Raw genomic sequence first — 18,871 nt, forward strand, 5'->3', positions numbered from 1 at the left:
AAAAAAAGATAATGTAAAAGAAAAAATAAAACAGCTTTCATTTTGCAGTTCACACACTTAATCGTATCTTTGCAACAGTCATTTACTAACAAATTAAAGAACCATGAAACAAACACATCTTTTGCGCAAATGTGCTGCACTGATTATGCTGGCAGCACTCCCCTGCTCGCTTTCAGCACAGGAGCACCATTGCAAGAATGCCGAAAAGGCTGTCATCAACAACATCATGACGCGTACATCCGTCCGCCAATATCAGGACAAAGCCGTGGAGCAGGACAAGGTGGAAACCATGCTGCGGGCTGGAATGGCAGCGCCGACAGCTGTCAACAAGCAGCCGTGGCACTTCATTGTCGTCAACGACAAAGCCATCCTGGAGAAGATTGCGGAAATCAACCCTAACAAGCGCATGCTGAAAACGGCACCGCTCGGCATCATCGTTTGCGGAAACCTGGAGAAAGCACTCAGCGGCGACGCACAGCAATATTGGATTCAGGACACTTCGGCTGCCACGGAGAATATTCTCCTTGCCGCTCACGGATTGGGTCTGGGTGCCGTGTGGACAGCGCTCTTCCCCAACAAAAACCGCTACGAACCGCTGCGCGAACTGCTCGGAATCCCCGAACACATCATTCCGCTGAACATCATCATCATCGGCTATCCGGCTGAGTCGCCCACACCGAAAGACAAATGGAAACCTGAAAACGTGTCTTACAACAAATTTTAAAGCCGCGGACGGCGCAAGGTCTGTATCAGTCCGCGCACCGACAGGAACACAATGAAGGCGAGCCACAAAGCGTGGTTCGCCATTTTTGTTTTCAAAAGGAAATACAGACCGAAGAAAAGAACGGCAGCAAGGAGCATCGCCAACAGCATTCCGCGCGTTTCAGTCACGCCGATATAAACGCCGTCCCAGACAAACGCTGCCATTCCTGCCACGGGAATAAGCATCGCCCAAATCATATACGGACGGGAAGCCGCAAGCACCTCCCCGTCACTCGTCAGCAAACCGATGAACGACGTGCCCCCAAGGGCGTAACCAAGTGTGAACAACAGCATGACAACCGCTCCCCAACGGAACAACCGCGCGACGGTCGTGCGGTATGCCTGCGCATCACCGGCTCCCCAATACTTGCCAGCCAACGCCTCTCCGGCAAAGCCAAAGCCGTCCATCACGTATGAGAAGAGCATGAACAGTTGCATCAGCAACGTATTGACCGCCAACACCAACGCCCCCTGAGAGGCACCGGCGGAGAGGAAAAACAGATTCACAGCAACCAGACAGAGCGTGCGCACGAAAATGTCGCGGTTCACACGGAAGAACTCCCACATCGACCTGCCACGCAACTGACCACGCACCGCCAGATGTTTCCGGAGCTTGCCGTAGTGAACGGACAACAGCAGCAGTCCGACTGCCAAGCCCACATACTGTGCTATCACGGTTCCTAATGCCACGCCTGCCACATCCATCCCCGCGCCGAACACCAGCAACAGGCTCGCCACGATGTTCACCACATTCTGAAAGATAGAGACAAACATCGGGATACGCGTGTTCTGCATGCCGATATACCAACCCGAAAGACCATAGAGCGAAAGCATGGCGGGCGCACCCCACACGGCAATACGGTAATAGGTATCGACCAAAGGCAGCGCTTCGGCGGGCGGCTGAATCAAGAAATAGGCAAGCAGACGCAGGGGATGTTGAAGCAATAATATCAACAGCGCGACGAGCAACCCCACCGACAGCGACCGGCACAACACGCCCACCGCTTCACGCAAGTCACGCCTGCCACGCGCCTGAGCCGTCAGTCCGCTCGTGCCCATCCGCAGAAAGCCGAACACCCAGTAGATGACATTGAATATCATCGAGCCGATGGCTATCGCAGAGATATACACAGCATTGCCGATGTGACCGACTATCGCCACATCGACCAGCCCCAGCAACGGAACGGTCACGTTTGAAACAATGGCTGGCAACGCCAACTGAAATATCTGACGGTCGTAGTGATTCATCGCTGCAGAAAGCCCTGCACACGCCTGAACAGGCGAAGCGCAAGAGCAATGGTTATCAACTGCAAAGGTAACCATTTTTCAGAAAAAGGACACGTCTCGCACCACTTTTCACAAAAAAGCGTTATTTTTGTAGGTCAATCAACTAAAACCACAACGATTATGCTAAACATTGGAGACAAAGCCCCGGAAGTGCTGGGACGCAACGAGAAAGGTGAAGAAATCCGCCTGAGCGATTTCAAGGGAAAGAAAGTCGTGCTCTACTTCTATCCGAAGGACATGACACCGGGATGCACGCAACAGGCATGCAACCTGCGCGACAACCATCAGGCGCTGAAGAAGGCGGGCTACGAAGTGCTCGGAGTGAGCGTGGACGATGAGAAAAGACACCAGAACTTCATCGAGAAGCACGAACTGCCGTTCACACTCATCGCCGACACCGACCACCGGCTCACCGAACTGTTCGGCGCCTGGGGCGAGAAGTCCATGTACGGACGCAAATACATGGGCACCTTCCGCACCACTTTCATCATCGACGAAGAAGGAAAAATCGAGCGCATCATCCGACCGAAGGAAATCAAGGTGAAGGAACACGCCGCACAGATTCTCGGAAAATAGCGCAGAATCAGCAGCCATGACGATTGGAACCAGAGCCGGAAGCGGCTGCCCGAAAGCCCTTCCGTAAGCCGTCGTGTGCCCTTTCGTTACCCGTAAGCAGCCCCTTCGTTAACGCTAAGTGCAACTTTCATTAACCAAACTCGTACGAGATTGGTGACCAAAGTCGTACGAGATTGGTATGCAACTTCGTACGAGTTTGGTATGGAACTTCGTACGAGATTGGTTTAGAAAACCGTACGAGTTTGGTTAATGAAAGTTGCACTTAGCGTTAACCAAACGGCAGCGCAGGGCGAACAAACGGTGCCGAATCACAGGACTGTTCCCACTGCAACGCTTTTCCGAAGAGCGTTTCTGCCGACAAGGCGATATAGCAAAAAAAGTGCAAATATTTCACTCATTTGGCTGCAAATCCGGAATTTATTCGTAAATTTGCAATCGTATCTTTGAGCATGAACATCTCATGCGCTATCGCATCAACGAAACGAAAAACCTTAAATAACTATGATTAACAGACAATTATTACATCCGGAAAGCATCGTGGTCGTAGGCGGCTCGAACAATACGCAGAAGCCCGGCGGTGCTGTCGTACGCAACCTGATCAGCGGAAACTACAGCGGCACGCTCCGCATCGTCAACCCGAAGGAAGACGAGGTGCAGGGCATCAAAGTGTTCCACAGTGTAAACGAGATTCCACCGACGGACCTCGCCATCCTCGTCATCGCAGCCAAATTCTGTCCCGAAGCCGTGGAGACACTGGCAAGAGACAAGGGCGTGAAGGCATTCATCATCCTCTCGGCAGGCTTCGGCGAGGAGACCCACGAGGGCGCCGTGCTCGAACAGAAGATTCTCGACACCTGCGAGCAATACGGAGCGGCACTCATCGGACCGAACTGCATCGGACTGATGAACTCATGGCACCACTCCGTCTTCACCAAACCCATCCCGAAACTCAATCCGAAAGGCGCCGACTTCGTGTCAGGCTCAGGCGCCACAGCCGTGTTCATCCTCGAATCGGCTGTCACGAAGGGCTTGCAGTTCAACTCCGTGTGGAGCATCGGCAACGGCAAACAAATCGGTATCGAGTCGGTTCTTGAATACATGGACGAAAACTTCGACGCTGAGCGCGACTCACACGTGAAACTGCTCTACATCGAAAACATCTCCGACCCCGACAAACTGCTGCTGCACGCCAGCTCACTCATCCGCAAAGGATGCCGCATCGCAGCCATCAAAGCCGGCTCATCGGAGAGCGGCAGCCGCGCAGCCTCATCGCATACGGGTGCCATCGCATCGAGCGACAGTGCCGTGGAAGCACTCTTCCGCAAGGCGGGCATCGTGCGCTGTTTCTCACGCGAGGAACTGACGACCGTCGGATGTATCTTCACCCTGCCACGACTGACGGGCAGAAACTGCGCCATCGTGACACATGCAGGAGGTCCGGGCGTGATGCTGACCGATGCACTGTCGAAAGGCGGACTGAAAGTGCCTGCCATCAACGGACCCTTGGCTGACGAGCTGAAGAGCCAACTCTTTGCCGGCTCATCGACCGCCAACCCCATTGACATCCTCGCAACGGGCACACCCGAACACCTTGGCATCGCCATCGACTACTGCGAGAACAAGTTCGAGAACATCGACGCCATCATGGTCATCTTCGGAACACCGGGACTGGTGAAACTCTACGAGGCATACGACGTGCTGCACCAGAAGATTCTGGAATGCAAGAAGCCCATCTTCCCCATCCTGCCGAGCGTGAACACCGCCGGTCCGGAGGTAGCCGAGTTCCTCAGTCGCGGACACGTCAACTTCAGCGACGAGGTGACGCTCGCCACCGCCCTGACCCAAGTGATGCGCACACCGCAACCGGCACAGAGCGAAATCGAAAAACTGGGCGTGGACGTGCCGCGCATCCGCGAAATCATCGACGGCATCAACGAAAACGGATACATCGCTCCGAAACTGGTCAACCAACTGCTGGAATGTGCCGGCATCCCTACCGTGCCTGAGTTTGTGAGCAACAAGAAGGACGAAGTGTTGCACTTTGCTGAGCAATGCGGCTATCCCGTCGTGGCAAAAGTGGTGGGACCCGTACACAAAAGCGACGTGGGCGGCGTGACACTCGACATCAAGAGCGCCGAGCATCTTGCACTGGAGTTCGACCGCATGATGCAGATTCCAGACGCAACCGCCGTCATGGTGCAGAAGATGATCAAAGGCACGGAACTCTTCATCGGAGCCAAATACGAACCGCGCTTCGGACACGTGGTCCTCTGCGGACTGGGTGGCATCTTCGTCGAAGTGCTCAAAGACGTGTCAAGCGGTCTGGCACCGCTCTCGTTCGACGAGGCATACTCGATGATTCGCTCACTGCGCAGCTATAAAATAATAAAAGGTACGCGCGGACAGAAAGGTCTCAACGAGCAGAAATATGCAGAAATCATCGTCCGCCTCTCCGTACTCCTCCGCTTTGCAACGGAAATCAAGGAGATGGACATCAACCCGCTGCTCGCCGACGAGAACAGCGTGACAGCAGTGGATGCGCGCATCCTCGTAGAGAAATGACCCATCGGAGTTCTCTAAAAACAAAAAATCCCGCCTTTTGAGCGGGATTTTTTGTGCGTATTCCCATGATTGGAGCCCGTTAGCCCAAACCGAAGAGATGCGTATCAACCCGCACGAAACAAAACAACCAGCTTCCATACCGAGAAGGTACGGAAGCTGGTTGAAGGGGGAAAGAATTTTTTTCAGTAGGCTCTTTTTATTCCCCGACCTCTGCCTTGAAGGTAGAAGCAGGAAGTCCGGCTCCGTTCACCAGATTGCCATCAGAGAATGGTTTCCAACCGTAGCGGACGAAGTGGGGCTTTTTCACTTTTTCGGAGAAGACAATCACCGTTTCGCCTTCTATGCGCGCTTCTGCCGGATGATAAAGACCGTCGATGCCTGCCACTTCAAATGCTTTCAAGCGCCCGTCAGCAGCCGTCAAACCTGCCGAATGGTCGAAAGAAAGACGCAACATGTTTCCCTCCGACGAGACGCTCCTCAACTCAGGACTGTCGGAAAGCAGGTCGCATGAATAGCTGTGACGGAGTATCTGCCGGGCGAGACGCTCGCCTATCGGTCGCTTATTCTTATAATGTACGTCCAACGAATCGCCCACATCGGTGGTCACCGTCAGATAAGTGAATGGGCATTTTTCTGCCAACAGCCGCTGACTATTGCGGAACGAGGGCCACGACGGGCGGTTGAGAGACGACAGCTGCACCACATAGAAAGGGAGACGCTCCGCTGCGAAGAAGGTGCGCCAACTGTTTTCCAACAACGGGAACAACCGCTCATGAAGTTCGATGTTATGCGCATTCGACTCTCCCTGATACCACACGACACCCTTGACATTCATCCCTGTGAAAGGAAGCATGCCCGACTCGAACATGTAACAGGGCTCATAGGGATGACGCTGCAACTTGTCGGTCGTTTGTGCGATATTCTTCAGCGCCCGCTCACGAGCCCATTTCATGCCAAAATCTCCATGATACCAGTCGTAAAGTATCTGCGGAAACTCCCACTCCAACGTCTTTCGGTCAATCCACGACTCGGTCGTCGTGCCTCCGACGGCATTGCAAATGATGCCGACAGGGATTTGCAGACTATCTGCCAAGACGCGCCCGAGATGGTATGCGATGGAAGAGAAATTTGCCACTGCGCGCCCGTCAGCCTCCTGCCAGCGCACCGGTGCAAACAAACGGAGATGGTTCACTGAATCGAGCACCGCCCGCTCCCACTCCACATTGTCCGTCGGATAGCGCGTCCGCATGTTAAATATATGCAGGTTCCGCGCCTTCGAAGCATTCGTTATATCCTCCTGAGCCGTTGCTGTCTGTGAGACAGGAAGTTCCATGTTCGACTGCCCCGAACAGAACCACACATCACCGACAAACAGCGAGTCGATCACCACTTTCTGTTTTTTCGTGGATACGGTCAACTTATATGGACCTCCTGCAGGTAAGCATTTACGCACATCGCTCCATTCGCCGTCAGCTCCAGCCACCACATCAGATGTCTTGCCACCGAACGCAATGCGCACTTTCTCCCCACGATTGGCTTTCCCGTGGAAACGGAGCAAGTCGCCACGTTGCAACACCATCCCGTTACCATAATATGCCGGCAACTGCAAGCCTCCGAAATCGCCTGTCAGACGGCAATAGACCGTCTCGGCAATGATGCGCGCCCCTTCTGCATTGGGATGGAGCGCATCGGGAAACAATTCGGGACGGGTATAGAGCGGGGCGTGAAGGTCTATGCACTCCACCTCTGCAGCATGCGCCACCCGACCGATAGCCTCCTGAATCTGCGCATGCCAGTCACGGGTTCCGCTCTGGAAACGCGAATGGCGATGACCGATTGGTGTCATGCGACATATCCACACCTTCACTTTCGGATTGGCAGAACGGAAGGCATCAATCAGCCGACAGTAGTCTTGAATGAAGTCGTCCCCGTAATTTGGCCAATTGCGCGGGTCGGTATCGTTCAATCCAAGGTGGATGATAACCCAATCGGGGCGGAATGCCAAGGCGTCGGCGTAAGCCTGTTGCTCAATATAAGGACGATGACCTTTCGAGAGCAGGGTCGATCCCGAATGTCCGAAGTTGCGCACATCGAATCCGCTACCCAACAACTGCTGCAAAACAACCGGATAGGCTTGCGTCTCGCGCTCAGCCAGACCATATCCGTAGGTCACGCTATTGCCCACACAAGCAACGCGAAGGGGGACCTTCGCATAACTACCTAACACAAACAGGCAACAGAAGAGAAATAGCCACCGCCTCATTCCACCACGCATTTTTTATTATTTCTTCTCACAGCAAGTGGCATTCTTTTTTGCCTTCTTGCATGCTTTCTTCTTCATTTTCTTGCCGAAATTCTTCTTCAACAGCTCACTCACCGCTTGATCCACCGAGTTCATCGATTCTGTAGGCTCGAAACGACGTACGACACGTCCCTTCCCGTCAACAAGGAATTTGGTGAAATTCCATTTAATGTCCGCATTTTTGTCGTAGTCGGCATCGCGTTTACGGAGCATCCCGTCCAGACGTTTTCCCTTTGGATCGTTCAAGTCGAACCCACGGAAGCCCTGTTTTCCTTTCAGATAAACAAACAAAGGAGCAGCTTCCGTTCCGTTGACATCCACCTTGTCGAAGAGCGGGAAAGTTGTTTCATAGTTCTCCGTGCAAAACTCCCGAATCTTCAGAATGTCTTCGGGCGCCTGCGCTCCAAACTGGTTGCAGGGGAAATCCAGAATTTCAAAGCCTTGTGCATGGTATTTGGCGTAAAGCTCTTCCAACTCCTTGTACTGAGGTGTGAAACCGCAACGCGTTGCCGTATTGACAATAAGCAACACCTTTCCTTTGTACGGCTTCAGCGTCTCGGTCTTACCATACATGTTTTTCACCGCAATTTTGTAAATCTCCTTTTGTGCATAGCAACCTATAGCAAACAGGGCTATGGTTAAAAACAATATTGTTCTTTTCATGTTATTTATTGTTAGTTATTATATTCTTCTCTTCAATTTTCTTGATGATTCGGGCAGGGTTGCCACCGACCATCACGTTGTCTGGAACATCCTTCGTTACCACGGCTCCAGCAGCAACGACGGCATTTTTTCCGATGGTCACGCCTGGACAAATGATGGCACCGACGCAAATCCATGCATTCTCCTTAATCGTCACCTTCCCGAAATGGTAAAGATTATAACGGTCGTTAAGGTCGTGATTGACCGTAACTATTTTCACTTCAGGAGCAATCAGAACATAGTCCTCTATCTCCACTCCTCCAGGCGAGAGGATGGTCGCTCCTTTGTTGATGGTAATATGTTTCCCGAACTTCATGCGGCATCCGCAATCGCAATAGAACGGGGAAACGACGACGACGCTATCGTCCAGTTTACACTGGAAGAGTTCTTCCAACAGTTCTCTATAGTCAGGGTCTGTCGGCTTCTTGGACGAGATTTTCAGGCATAATTCATGACTCCGCACAATCTCACCATTCACGGCACGCATACTGGGATCGTCCTTGTAAACAGACCCTATGGTATCTATTTTTTCAAACATACATTTGTTTATATCACAAGTTATGGTTTTCTGAAAATCGAAAAGTTCACACTTCCATAAGTTCGATGCTCCTTAAAATATTCATTCGCGGAAAAATCGTTATGCTTTCCATGTTCAAGAACAAATATCCCATCCGTTTTGAGCACGTCGTTATTCAGGACCAGCGAAGGAATCTCCGGCAGTTTATCAAGTGCATAGGGAGGGTCGGCAAAGATGAAATCGAACTGTTGTCTGCACGTTTTGAGGTAACGGAACACATCGGCACGAATCACCGCCACATGGTTGTCGCCAAGTTTTTGCAAACATTGGCGGATGAAAGCAGCATGGTCGCGGTCGGCTTCTATGCTGACCACTTGGCTACATCCTCTGGAGAGCAGTTCGAGCGAGATGCTGCCCGTGCCTGCAAACAAGTCGAGCGCCGACAAGCCTTCGAAATCGATATAGCCGTTGAGCACATTGAAGATATTCTCCTTGGCAAAATCGGTTGTCGGACGCGCCTTGAATGTACGTGGAACGTCGAAATGCCGACCTTTATATTTTCCTGTTATAATCCGCATAGCCTATGAATCAATGATTCTGTATTTCCCGACACAACAGACTGAGGTCGTAGGGCATCTGCCCTGAACCCGACGGCACCACGCTGACACGCTGCACATAACGGCGGAGCTGCCCCGTCAGCCATTCCTCGCCTGGCACATCACCAGCCACATAAAGTTCGTCATTCTCCTGGTCCAATGCCAGTTGTTCCCATACAAACAGAAGAAAATAGAGCGCATCGTTGACATGAGAAACAGTATAGCTGTTGCAAAACTTGAAACGTTTCTGCGAGAAAGCAAACACTTCCAGTTTCTTATCATGAAAATATCCGAACAACTTTTTCTGATGACCAGTGTAATGGAGATGATGGAAATATTTCCACACGGGCGTACCAATCGCCATATAGTGCACGTCACTAAACCGTTCTTCAATGGCGGCTTTCAGCTCTTTTCCTATGGCATAAACCGCTACTGCGCTCAGTTCCGGCAGTTCGTCGAACATCCTCACATCCGAGTCGGCATCTGAGAACGTGTGCTCATAAAGTGTGTCTATCTGTTCCGCCTGGAACTCGCTTTCCGGAACGAGCAACACATTGGAGTCAACGAGCACCAGCACCTGCTCACCGGCATCTTTCAGAAAGTCGGATGTCTGAAATGCCTTGCGCAAATTGGCTGCCATCGAAATGCTGCCGTTCAACTCATATCGCTCATAAGCAACCTGACCGTCTTTCTTGTTTCGCTTGGCAAACGACAAATTCCCATGCGCAATACGGATGACCAGTTCCTCACCCACTTGCGGCAAATAGTCTATAGAATGATGCATTGTGTCTGACATTTATTTTGTCTGACAAAGGTAGTCATTATTTTTCAATCTTACAAAATCTGCATCATGTTTCTCAAAAACTCCCGGAAATGTAAAAAAGGTCTGAAAAAGCATCAACTTTATTCAGGGATAGAAAAAGAGAGGGTTAGAGAGCCTATCCTAATGGTTTTTGTTTTTACAAAGAAAGTTTGCGTAAATAATCTAACAATGCCATTTCATTGTACGATTTACTAATAGAAAGAGGCAACATAATACGCTCCAATTTCTCACCCTTCGGTTTGCGACCATATGAGAATTTGAAGCGGTTTCTTGAGATACACATCGCATAAAACAACTTTTCGCGAAGTGTCATAGGTCGTTTCGGCTTTAATACTGCCACATTAGAATTTGGGACAAATTCGGAAACAGAGACATAGGCATAAGTGTGACTTCCCTGACCATCAGTAGAAACATAAAGCGTTCCTTTTGGATAAACTTTCTCCTGTGCTACCAAATACTTGTTTACGTATGCATCGATGCTGGTGCTCTGGCGATAGCTGGGGCGAATAAAAGGAATCCAATTCTCATTCTTTTTAAACTTTAATCGTAACAGAATACTGGCAGAAACACCATTCTCAACCGTAAACAATTCGCTTAAAGGAACAAGGTTGCTAAAACGGGAAGTGTCTACAGCCTTATCTGAAAGCGCAGAAAAATCTATGGAGTCCAACATGTCATTACTTACACGTTCTTCAACAACCCCCTTGACGAAAGCGGGAATCTCACTTCTTGCTGGAAGCATGATTTCTTTCAATTTATCCCCTTTAGGCTTTCGACCATAAGAAAACTTGAAACGGTTTTTTGTAACACAGAACGCATAATACAGTTTCTCGTCCAACGACATTTCAACAAGTGGAATAAGAACAGAGACATTAGAATTTGGCACAAATTCAGAAACAGAGACATAAGCATAGGTGTGACTTCCTTGCCCATCGGTAGAAACATAAAGTGTATCTTTGGGGTATAAACAATCAGATGGAACAAGAAATTTGTTCACATAGGCATCTATGCTCGTATCCTGTCTGAACGAGGGACGAATGTAGGGCACCCAATTTTCGTTCAACCGACGAGGTGAGCGAACAACCTCTTGCGAAGCTAAGCCGTTGCGCACTTCAAATAGTTCGTCAAGTCGTAGCATCTTCATTGCAGTTCCTCCTCTTCAACTTCATTATCCTGCGATTGAGCACATTTCAAGCCGAACAGATAGTAGTTCCTTACGGTTTGCATAAAATCATCTTCCGTCAGCTGCCCATAGTTGGTCGTCATATAGGCCTCTGCGCACCATTCCATTTCTGCTGTTACATACCTTTTGACACTGAGCCCTTCAATTTCGTCTCTGTTTAAAAAGGCATTCACCCATTTTTTCTTGATATCGGGCCATGTGTGATTTACGTCTATTCTACCTCTGTTTTTTCGTTTCTCAAATCCGTCATCACGGCAATAGCCAAACCATGTCTTATAGCCTTCTGGATGTTTATAGCCTGCCTTAATAATTACAGCACATGTAACAGTGTTCACTTTTGAGTTATAAAAAAGTTCCTCTGGCATAGACAATACACCTTCAAGTGTATTATTCTCCAAGATTTTCTTTTTCAGCAGATAGGAATCACCTTTCGTATCAATCACGCAACTCATAGGCATAATGGCAATGCAGGTACCACCCTTTTCCAGCATGGACAGGTTGTTCAGCACGAATTCAAGCTCCTCCGTACCCTTTCCTTTATTCTTGTAAGGGGGATTCAGCAATCCCACCGTAGGATGGAATTTTTCTTTCAGAGCATCCTTTTCTGTTTCGAAACAGTCTTCCCAAAAGATGTTCGTCCTTCCATCACGATGTACAATCATGTTTGAAATCAGCAGTGTATAGATTTCCTCGTCGTACTCAATACCCACAAGTTGCCAGTCTTTAATGTGCTGCTCCTTGGCGATGTCACCATTTGCATTTTCCAACATTCTCTTCATGGCACTTACAAGAAATCCGCCTGTTCCCGCACAGTTGTCGATTACTACACTATCTTTGTCGATTTGTGCAAGTTCACAAAACAATTCCGTAATATGAGGAGGGGTCAGCACAATACCCAGCCCCTTGTCATTGTTGGCATAGCGCAGAAATTCTACATAGAATTGGCTGATTGTATCGATATACTTATGGGTGACATTAAAACCATTGATTCTGCTGTCACAATTTGAGATCAGGTCAGTCAGATATGTTTTTCCTTCTGCCGATGGGTCGTTAATGCTTTGATTTGTGGTGATAAACTCGAAGCCTTTTATCAACGACTTTTTGTTTCTGTTTGGCACATCGCTTCTGTTTAATTCTGCACAAATAGCAGAATACAAGTTATTAACAAGTTCTGCTGTCGTCTGATAATTCTTATATTCAGCCTTGAAACGTTCATTTTTGAGTGCAATCAAGATACCGCTGATGAGCAGAGCACGCAAGCGTTCCTTGATTTTCTTGCCTTGAAGCTCCTCGTTCATCTCCTTTGTATAGTCAATCAACTTGTTAAAATCCTGATTGAACTTATAGGTGCTCTGCATCAGTCCGTGGTGATAACTGTCTATGTCGAGTAACTCTCCCTCTTTGAAAAATTGATGGAAGTTCTTCTCACCATTTAATTGGATGTAATGACTTAGTCTTGCCAACGATGCTTTCTCACCGCTAAAACCTATTGCAATAACATCATATTCCTTTGAGACAAACGACGAATAGAGCAATGCGCCGTCAATGGCATATTCGCGAAATGAGTCAAGCGTAGCAGACGCATGATACTTCGTGTCAGCCTTGCATTCTACCAGTATTACAAGGTCTGGATATCGACCACAAGTAATGATGAAGTCAGGGTAGCCCTTACCAGTTCCAGACTTTGAAGCGTTCTGCAAAAGTTTTGCCAGCTTCTTATTGTCTGTCTGCTGCTCTTCCACGATGATATCCTTGTCATCGTAGTAACCTCTTTCCTTCAACAGCTTTCTAAAGAACTGCGATGTCTTAGCCTCATTTGCCATATATCAATATTTTTTTGCAAAGATAAAAAAAAAGAGCGAAAAAACAAAATATATTACCGATGTTATGTGTGTTTTTCGGCGTATATCCGTACGAAGTTTATGTCTTTAGGAAAAGAGACAACCTCCTCTTGACAGTACCTGTTTACAGCAATGGAGAGAAAAGACGGACGAAAGATTCCCACAGACGATTGACGAACGGACGGTTGGTCAACACCGAGAGGTCTTCAACGACATTGCAATTTTCCTGATCACGCAAGAACACCTGCTTCATGCGAATCGCCATTCCCTCGTTATAGAAAAAGACATTCGCCTCAAAATTATTGGTGAAACTGCGGAAATCGATATTAGTGGAACCGCACGAACAGAGGAGGTCATCGCAAACCAAGAGCTTGGAATGGTTGAATCCTGCCTTGTAATAATACACTTTGACTCCAGCTTCAAGGGCTTCCAGCACATACGACCGACCTGCCCATTCAGCCAACTTCGTGTCTGTCCGTTCAGGAAGCATCAACCGCACATCGACACCTCCCAGAGCTGCCGTTCGCATGGCGGAAAGGACAGGTTCGGTAGGCAGGAAATACGGGGTCTCCATATACACATACCGACGGGCTTCGAGGATGATTCTCACATAGCCCTGTTCTATCTCCGGCCATCGGCTCGTGGGATTGCTGGTGACCACCTGCGCCAAACAGTCATTTTCGTGTTTCCGTTCGATTTCCGGATAATATATCCGGTCGGAAATCAGCGTGCGGTCAACAAAATACCAATCTATCAGGAATGCACTCTGAATACCATATACCGCTGCGCCCTGAATGCGGAGATGGGTGTCGCGCCACGGCTCTCCGTTGCGACCGCTCACATAGCGTTGTGCGATATTCATTCCTCCGATAAACCCTTCGTGTCCGTCAATGATACATAGTTTACGATGGTTGCGATAGTTCATCTTGCTCGTAAATGCCGGAAATTTCACGGGCATGAACGCATGTACGTCGATTCCCGCATCACGCATCCGCTCAAAGAAGGACGAAGGCACCTTCCAACATCCGACATCGTCGTATATGACCCTTACTTCAACGCCTTGCTTCGACTTGTCTATCAGTGCATCCGCTATCAAATTGCCCAACGAGTCATCGTCAAAGATATATACGTCCAGATGGATGTGATGTTGCGCCCGCCCGATTGCCGCCAACAATGCGAGGAAGTAGTCATGGCCGTTGGTGAATATATCCACCTTGTTATTTTTAAAAGGAAGGGACTGTCCTTCGTTGGAAAACAGCCTGATGAGCGTCCGATAGGTTTCGGGGAGTTTCAGGTCGCGTTGCTCAACGAAATTCAGAATCGAACGCTTTGTCAGTTGGTCAAGGCTTTGCCTGCTAATGATTTTCTCCTTTCGGGTGTTCTGCCCGAAGAAGAAATACAGCACGATTCCGATAACGGGGATAAACACCAGCACCAGCAACCACGCCATCGTCTTCGATGGCTGGCGGTTGTCGAGCAAGACGGCAACCATCGCACCGAGCACTATCAGCGAATAGAGGAGCAATATGAGCCAGTGGAAATATATCATGCTTGTCTGTGTTTGCCTTTAACCTAAGTCTTCGATGTTTGAATCTTCGGGAAGATGACTCTCCATCCGCTTGATATACGCCAGTTCGCTGATGGCGAAATCATTGCTTTCCGGGTCCTCAAGCAGCTCGTTCAGCAGCGTCTTTGCCTCTTCAAACTGCCGCCGTTCTATCAAGACATAGGCTTTTCTCCGTTTCAGGAAGTTGACAAACTTCGTCAAATGTTCCTGAGGTGCTGTGTCTTCATCATCATCTCCGAGTTCCTGCTCCATGCGCATCTGGTTGATTAGCTGTTCTATATAGGAGAGGGAGCGGATGTCTCCCGAATTGACCATGCAATTAACAAACTCCGTGGTGTAGGTGATGCGGTGGAGTCCCGAAACGATATCCAGATAGTAATACGCCTGTTTATATTGCTTCAGCTCTGTGTAGCAGAATCCTAAATAGAAGCAAAGGTCGTAGAATTTCTCTTTCACCGTCGGTTTCATTTGCTCAAAATAAGGAGCCAGCTCCATGTAAGCAGCTTCTAAATAGAACAGTGCCTCGTAAAAGCGCTCGTTCAGATACAGTTGTCTGCCACGATACAGGTTTTCCGCCGTCTTTTTATCTACACATTCGCTGATAAGACGCTGCTCGTCGCTCAACGTTTCTTCCTCACCGTTTTTCTGTTTCTCCTGCGCTTCTTTCCACATGTAGAGAAACTCATCGGTGCGCTGCTTGGAGGGTGTGAGGTCGTATGCCACCAACACCGAATTGACTTCTCCATGGTTCAAGGGGGTATTAAACGCCACGCTTCTGCTGACGGAGAGCGGTATGACGGTGACTGTCACACGGAAATACATCGTGTTGGCATCTTCCTTTTCGGCATGAAGGTGGATTGTCATCTGCCGGCGCACATCGGGCTGGCGGAGGTCGAAATAGCTCAAACGGAGAACCGCCTCCTGAGCGACAAACTTTTTATCCTTTATCAGTGGCGAAGAAAGGTCGTAGGAGAATATTTCCGTCCTACCGTTAATGCTTTCTATCCCGCTGCCCGCCACCGTCATCTCGGACGGAGCAAAACCTTCCATGCCCATCACTTTCTTGACCAACGTCCCTAATGCGAGGGGGCTACCCTCTTGCTGCCTGACTTCGCCGACAGACTGATGAATCAACTCTTGCTGCCTCAGCAGGAACAGTTCGCGCTGCCATTCGGCATCAGACAGTTCTTTGTCGCCTCCTTCTGCTTTCCCGCTTTCGTCGATGAGTTCATTGAACCGTCTGACGAACGCATTCTGCCAGCCGAAGATGTTTGCCATGACCCGTTTCAGCATCTCGACCGTGCCTTCCTTGGTGGGTTTTATGCCTGTAATGATGTGCAGGTCTATTTCGTTTTTCTCTTCGTTCAGCGAATAGACCACACGCTCTATCTCCGAGTTCATGTTCACTTGGTTGCAGAGACTGCGCACCAACGAGAGGTTTTCCATGGAGGTGTTGAAGAAAAAGAGATAGGACATGCTCACGAAAGATTTCTTCGGCTCTATCCTCATATTGAAATGTCCGTTCTGATAATCGTATTTCACGACCCTGCTTTCCGCATCATCTTCCCAGACAGGATTACAGCTCATCTCTTGCAAAGCCTTGTCTATCAGCGCCTCCACCGTCTTTACATCTGCCGTATTTGCACTCTGCCGACCGCTCATCCGCTTGACATAGGGAACGAGTCCCTCCCAGTTTCTGGGGAGCAACATCAAGAGTGCTATAATGACCAATAAAAGAACATATATCATTTTTCCGAATGTTTTTATCTGATTCCTACTATTTTCCTTCCAAGTTTCTGCCCTATCTTGTTGCGCAGTTCCTGATAGTCTTTTATACTTTTCATGAGTGCCATCATTTTCTCCACGTCACCATCGCATTGCTTGAGTTCCCGCTTGAGCTGTTGCAACTCTATCTCCACGTGTCCCAGCTGGAAATCATAGAGCAGGTGTACGACCTGCTGCTTCAACGAGTCTTCCTCCTGGCGCACCTGCATACTGGGCGAGAGCATGAAGCGGTCGGTACACAACTTGGCAGCAAGCGTGTTGATCTCGATGTCGGAGTGGTGTGTGAAGTATGTTTCTGCCTTGAAACCGGGCTCATCGCAGTGGTTGATAACCTCTTCCAACACCTTATTATACAGCCCGTTCTGAAACGACATGCCGTCTTCCGAAAGGCTGTAATAGATGAATTGCGCCACATTCACGTCCTGCCCTTCCGTGTTCAGGATGACTTCCTCTCCGTGTCTCATCACCATCTCAATCAGCAGTTGCTCCACCTTCGTCATCCGCTCCGTGGGCTCTGCGGGACGCAAAGGTTCGGGCGGCGGCTGGTTGCGCGCCTCGCGTTCCGCCGTCTTCTGGTCTTCCTCGCGCTGACTGCGAATGAACTTGTTCATCTGCGTGATGAGCGTCTGCTCGGCTATACCGATGCGCAGCGAACATTCTTTGATATAGGTGGCACGGATGATGGGGTCTTTGATGACGGAGATGGTTTTCACGATGTTGCTGATGGCCTCGGAACGCTTGATGGGGTCGTCCACTCCTTTGAGCAACACTGTGGTTTTGAACTCCATGAAGTCCGTCTGATGTGCCTCGATATACGCCCGGAAGTCGCTTGCCGTGTGGCTGCGTGCGAAGCTGTCGGGGTCTTCATTGTCGGGCAGGAGCAGCACCTTGATGTTCATACCTTCTGCCAGCAGCATGTCTGTTCCGCGCATGGCAGCGTGGATGCCCGCCTCATCGCCGTCGTAGAGCAGCGTGATGTTCTGTGTGAAGCGCCTCAACATCTTGATTTGGAAGACACTCAGCGCCGTTCCCGAGTTGGCGACGACGTTCTCGATACCGCATTGGTGCATGGCTATCACGTCGGTATAGCCCTCCACCATATAGACGCGGTCTTCCTTGACGATGGCTTTCTTCGCCTGGTAGATGCCATACAGTTCGTGGTCTTTGTGGTAGATATCGGAATCGGGCGAATTGACATATTTCTGCGCCACACCCTTCGTGCGCGAATCGAGCAGACGACCGCCGAATGCCGTCACCTTGCCGCTCACACTGATCCACGGGAAGATGACGCGACCGCCAAAACGGTCGAAATACTGACCATTGTCGCGCTTGCCGCACAAGCCCGTCTTCAGCAGAAACTCTTCCTTGAAACCTTCACCGAGCGCCTGCTTTGCCATCGCATCGCGCTGGTTCAGACAAAATCCCAGACGGAAACGCTCGATGATATCGTCACGGAAACCGCGCGAACGGAAATACTGCAGACCGATGGCACGGCCGTCTTCATGCTCGTGCAGAATCCGTTGGAAGTATTTTGCCGCCCATTCATTCACGATGAACATCGACTCGCGCTCATTCTGCTGCCGACGCTCCTCGTCGGTCATCTCGCGCTCTTCTATCTCTATGTGATACTTATTAGCCAGCCACCGCAGTGCCTCGACATAGGTCATCTGCTCATGTTCCATGATGAAGTTGACCGCATTGCCAGCCTTCCCGCAGGCGAAACACTTATAGACACCGCGCGAGGGAGACACGGAGAACGAGGGCGTCGTGTCGTCATGGAACGGACACAAGCCCTTATAGCTCGTGCCCCGCTTGCGCAGCGACACAAACTCCGACACCACATCCACGATGTTCGCGGCGTCCATAATCCTATCTACCGTAGCCCTGTCTATAGCCATCACACGTAGGTTAAAACCTCACTTCAATCTATCTGACTGCAAATTTAGACAAAATTCTCGAATTACGGGTCGAGAAAAAGAAATAATTTTGCGTAAAAGTCGAGCTAAATTCGCACGAATTATCCCTCATCGGACATTGGGTTGAACTTGCGTATTTCCGCTTGCATAAACATACAGAAAAGGGCGTATAAATATACAGTTGAACTTTCACATTCCAAAAGTCCAACTTTTGCGTCCTGAAAGTGGCACTTTTGGCTCCTAAAAGTGGCACTTTTGGAAAGCACTTCTTAACGTATTGATTATCAAATATTTGCAAAACGCCTTGTCATCTCTGCACATACGCATAAATATACAATGTCGAATGTTGCCGCGAACGTCCATCATGCGCTCGCCAAACGATGTTTTTTGTAAAAAAATATGCCGACACGACAACCCCTTCCGGGTGACAAAATAGCGGAAAAAGGCAGAAT

Annotated in this window: 14 protein-coding genes; 3 read left to right on the plus strand and 11 right to left on the minus strand. The window is 49.5% G+C overall.

The genetic code is table 11. The annotated features are described in order from the left end of the window. The first annotated feature begins 103 nt into the window (after positions 1 to 103). Positions 104 to 724, plus strand: coding sequence for a nitroreductase family protein (locus GRF55_RS08770; RefSeq protein WP_220368049.1), 621 nt, complete (start codon positions 104 to 106; stop codon positions 722 to 724). Here GRF55_RS08770 and GRF55_RS08775 read toward each other — a convergent pair. Further along, on the minus strand, positions 721 to 2,010 hold the full coding sequence (locus GRF55_RS08775; protein ID WP_220369678.1) for an MATE family efflux transporter: 1,290 nt from the start codon (positions 2,008 to 2,010) through the stop codon (positions 721 to 723). The two genes, GRF55_RS08770 and GRF55_RS08775, sit on opposite strands and share 4 nt — an antisense overlap. A gap of 159 nt (positions 2,011 to 2,169) precedes the next feature. On the opposite strand from GRF55_RS08775, the gene bcp reads away from it, so the two are divergent. Together bcp and GRF55_RS08785 are read left to right on the plus strand one after the other, a co-directional pair. After that, positions 2,170 to 2,625 carry a thioredoxin-dependent thiol peroxidase gene (gene bcp, locus GRF55_RS08780; RefSeq protein ID WP_220368050.1) on the plus strand — a complete coding sequence of 152 codons (456 nt, stop codon included), beginning with the start codon at positions 2,170 to 2,172 and terminating at the stop codon, positions 2,623 to 2,625. 501 nt (positions 2,626 to 3,126) lie between these two features. Next, positions 3,127 to 5,187, plus strand: coding sequence for an acetate--CoA ligase family protein (locus GRF55_RS08785; RefSeq protein WP_220368051.1), 2,061 nt, complete (start codon positions 3,127 to 3,129; stop codon positions 5,185 to 5,187). 196 nt (positions 5,188 to 5,383) lie between these two features. Here the strand turns inward: GRF55_RS08785 and GRF55_RS08790 are convergent, their stop codons facing one another. The 10 genes from GRF55_RS08790 to dnaG all read right to left on the minus strand — a co-directional run bounded on the left by GRF55_RS08790 (position 5,384) and on the right by dnaG (position 18,401). After that, on the minus strand, positions 5,384 to 7,462 hold the full coding sequence (locus GRF55_RS08790) for a GDSL-type esterase/lipase family protein (RefSeq protein ID WP_255563778.1): 2,079 nt from the start codon (positions 7,460 to 7,462) through the stop codon (positions 5,384 to 5,386). 6 nt (positions 7,463 to 7,468) lie between these two features. Continuing rightward, positions 7,469 to 8,152, minus strand: a complete 684-nt coding sequence (locus GRF55_RS08795; RefSeq protein ID WP_220368052.1) for a glutathione peroxidase — start codon at positions 8,150 to 8,152, stop codon at positions 7,469 to 7,471. A gap of 1 nt (position 8,153) precedes the next feature. Next, positions 8,154 to 8,729 (minus strand): DapH/DapD/GlmU-related protein, encoded by a 576-nt coding sequence (locus tag GRF55_RS11780; RefSeq protein ID WP_305076399.1) that lies wholly within the window; start codon positions 8,727 to 8,729, stop codon positions 8,154 to 8,156. A gap of 20 nt (positions 8,730 to 8,749) precedes the next feature. Beyond that, positions 8,750 to 9,286, minus strand: coding sequence for a 16S rRNA (guanine(966)-N(2))-methyltransferase RsmD (rsmD, locus tag GRF55_RS08805; RefSeq protein ID WP_220368053.1), 537 nt, complete (start codon positions 9,284 to 9,286; stop codon positions 8,750 to 8,752). A 10-nt stretch (positions 9,287 to 9,296) separates the two neighbouring features. Beyond that, positions 9,297 to 10,088: a DUF3822 family protein gene (locus GRF55_RS08810; RefSeq protein WP_220368054.1), complete on the minus strand. Its 792-nt coding sequence runs from the start codon at positions 10,086 to 10,088 to the stop codon at positions 9,297 to 9,299. A 175-nt stretch (positions 10,089 to 10,263) separates the two neighbouring features. After that, the gene (locus GRF55_RS08815) at positions 10,264 to 11,265 is read right to left on the minus strand and encodes a restriction endonuclease subunit S (RefSeq protein WP_220368055.1); all 1,002 of its coding nucleotides are present in this window, start codon (positions 11,263 to 11,265) and stop codon (positions 10,264 to 10,266) included. A 2-nt stretch (positions 11,266 to 11,267) separates the two neighbouring features. Continuing rightward, positions 11,268 to 13,133: a class I SAM-dependent DNA methyltransferase gene (locus tag GRF55_RS08820; RefSeq protein WP_220368056.1), complete on the minus strand. Its 1,866-nt coding sequence runs from the start codon at positions 13,131 to 13,133 to the stop codon at positions 11,268 to 11,270. Positions 13,134 to 13,275: 142 nt separating this feature from the next. After that, entirely contained in the window at positions 13,276 to 14,700 is a 1,425-nt protein-coding gene (cls, locus tag GRF55_RS08825; protein ID WP_220368057.1) for a cardiolipin synthase, read from the minus strand. 18 nt (positions 14,701 to 14,718) lie between these two features. Further along, on the minus strand, positions 14,719 to 16,467 hold the full coding sequence (locus GRF55_RS08830) for a hypothetical protein (RefSeq protein WP_220368058.1): 1,749 nt from the start codon (positions 16,465 to 16,467) through the stop codon (positions 14,719 to 14,721). Positions 16,468 to 16,481: 14 nt separating this feature from the next. Next, positions 16,482 to 18,401 (minus strand): DNA primase, encoded by a 1,920-nt coding sequence (gene dnaG, locus GRF55_RS08835; RefSeq protein WP_220368059.1) that lies wholly within the window; start codon positions 18,399 to 18,401, stop codon positions 16,482 to 16,484. Positions 18,402 to 18,871: the final 470 nt, after the last annotated feature.

Origin of the sequence: Prevotella sp. Rep29 (assembly GCF_019551475.1) — a bacterium.
GTDB lineage: Bacteria > Bacteroidota > Bacteroidia > Bacteroidales > Bacteroidaceae > Prevotella.

Bases quoted from the DNA above. Each gene is read 5' to 3' on its own strand.
- GRF55_RS08770 (WP_220368049.1), top strand. From the start codon at position 104: ATGAAACAAACACATCTTTTGCGCAAATGTGCTGCACTGATTATGCTG.
- GRF55_RS08775 (WP_220369678.1), bottom strand. From the start codon at position 2,010: ATGAATCACTACGACCGTCAGATATTTCAGTTGGCGTTGCCAGCCATT.
- bcp (WP_220368050.1), top strand. From the start codon at position 2,170: ATGCTAAACATTGGAGACAAAGCCCCGGAAGTGCTGGGACGCAACGAG.
- GRF55_RS08785 (WP_220368051.1), top strand. From the start codon at position 3,127: ATGATTAACAGACAATTATTACATCCGGAAAGCATCGTGGTCGTAGGC.
- GRF55_RS08790 (WP_255563778.1), bottom strand. From the start codon at position 7,462: ATGCGTGGTGGAATGAGGCGGTGGCTATTTCTCTTCTGTTGCCTGTTT.
- GRF55_RS08795 (WP_220368052.1), bottom strand. From the start codon at position 8,152: ATGAAAAGAACAATATTGTTTTTAACCATAGCCCTGTTTGCTATAGGT.
- GRF55_RS11780 (WP_305076399.1), bottom strand. From the start codon at position 8,729: ATGTTTGAAAAAATAGATACCATAGGGTCTGTTTACAAGGACGATCCC.
- rsmD (WP_220368053.1), bottom strand. From the start codon at position 9,286: ATGCGGATTATAACAGGAAAATATAAAGGTCGGCATTTCGACGTTCCA.
- GRF55_RS08810 (WP_220368054.1), bottom strand. From the start codon at position 10,088: ATGCATCATTCTATAGACTATTTGCCGCAAGTGGGTGAGGAACTGGTC.
- GRF55_RS08815 (WP_220368055.1), bottom strand. From the start codon at position 11,265: ATGCTACGACTTGACGAACTATTTGAAGTGCGCAACGGCTTAGCTTCG.
- GRF55_RS08820 (WP_220368056.1), bottom strand. From the start codon at position 13,133: ATGGCAAATGAGGCTAAGACATCGCAGTTCTTTAGAAAGCTGTTGAAG.
- cls (WP_220368057.1), bottom strand. From the start codon at position 14,700: ATGATATATTTCCACTGGCTCATATTGCTCCTCTATTCGCTGATAGTG.
- GRF55_RS08830 (WP_220368058.1), bottom strand. From the start codon at position 16,467: ATGATATATGTTCTTTTATTGGTCATTATAGCACTCTTGATGTTGCTC.
- dnaG (WP_220368059.1), bottom strand. From the start codon at position 18,401: ATGGCTATAGACAGGGCTACGGTAGATAGGATTATGGACGCCGCGAAC.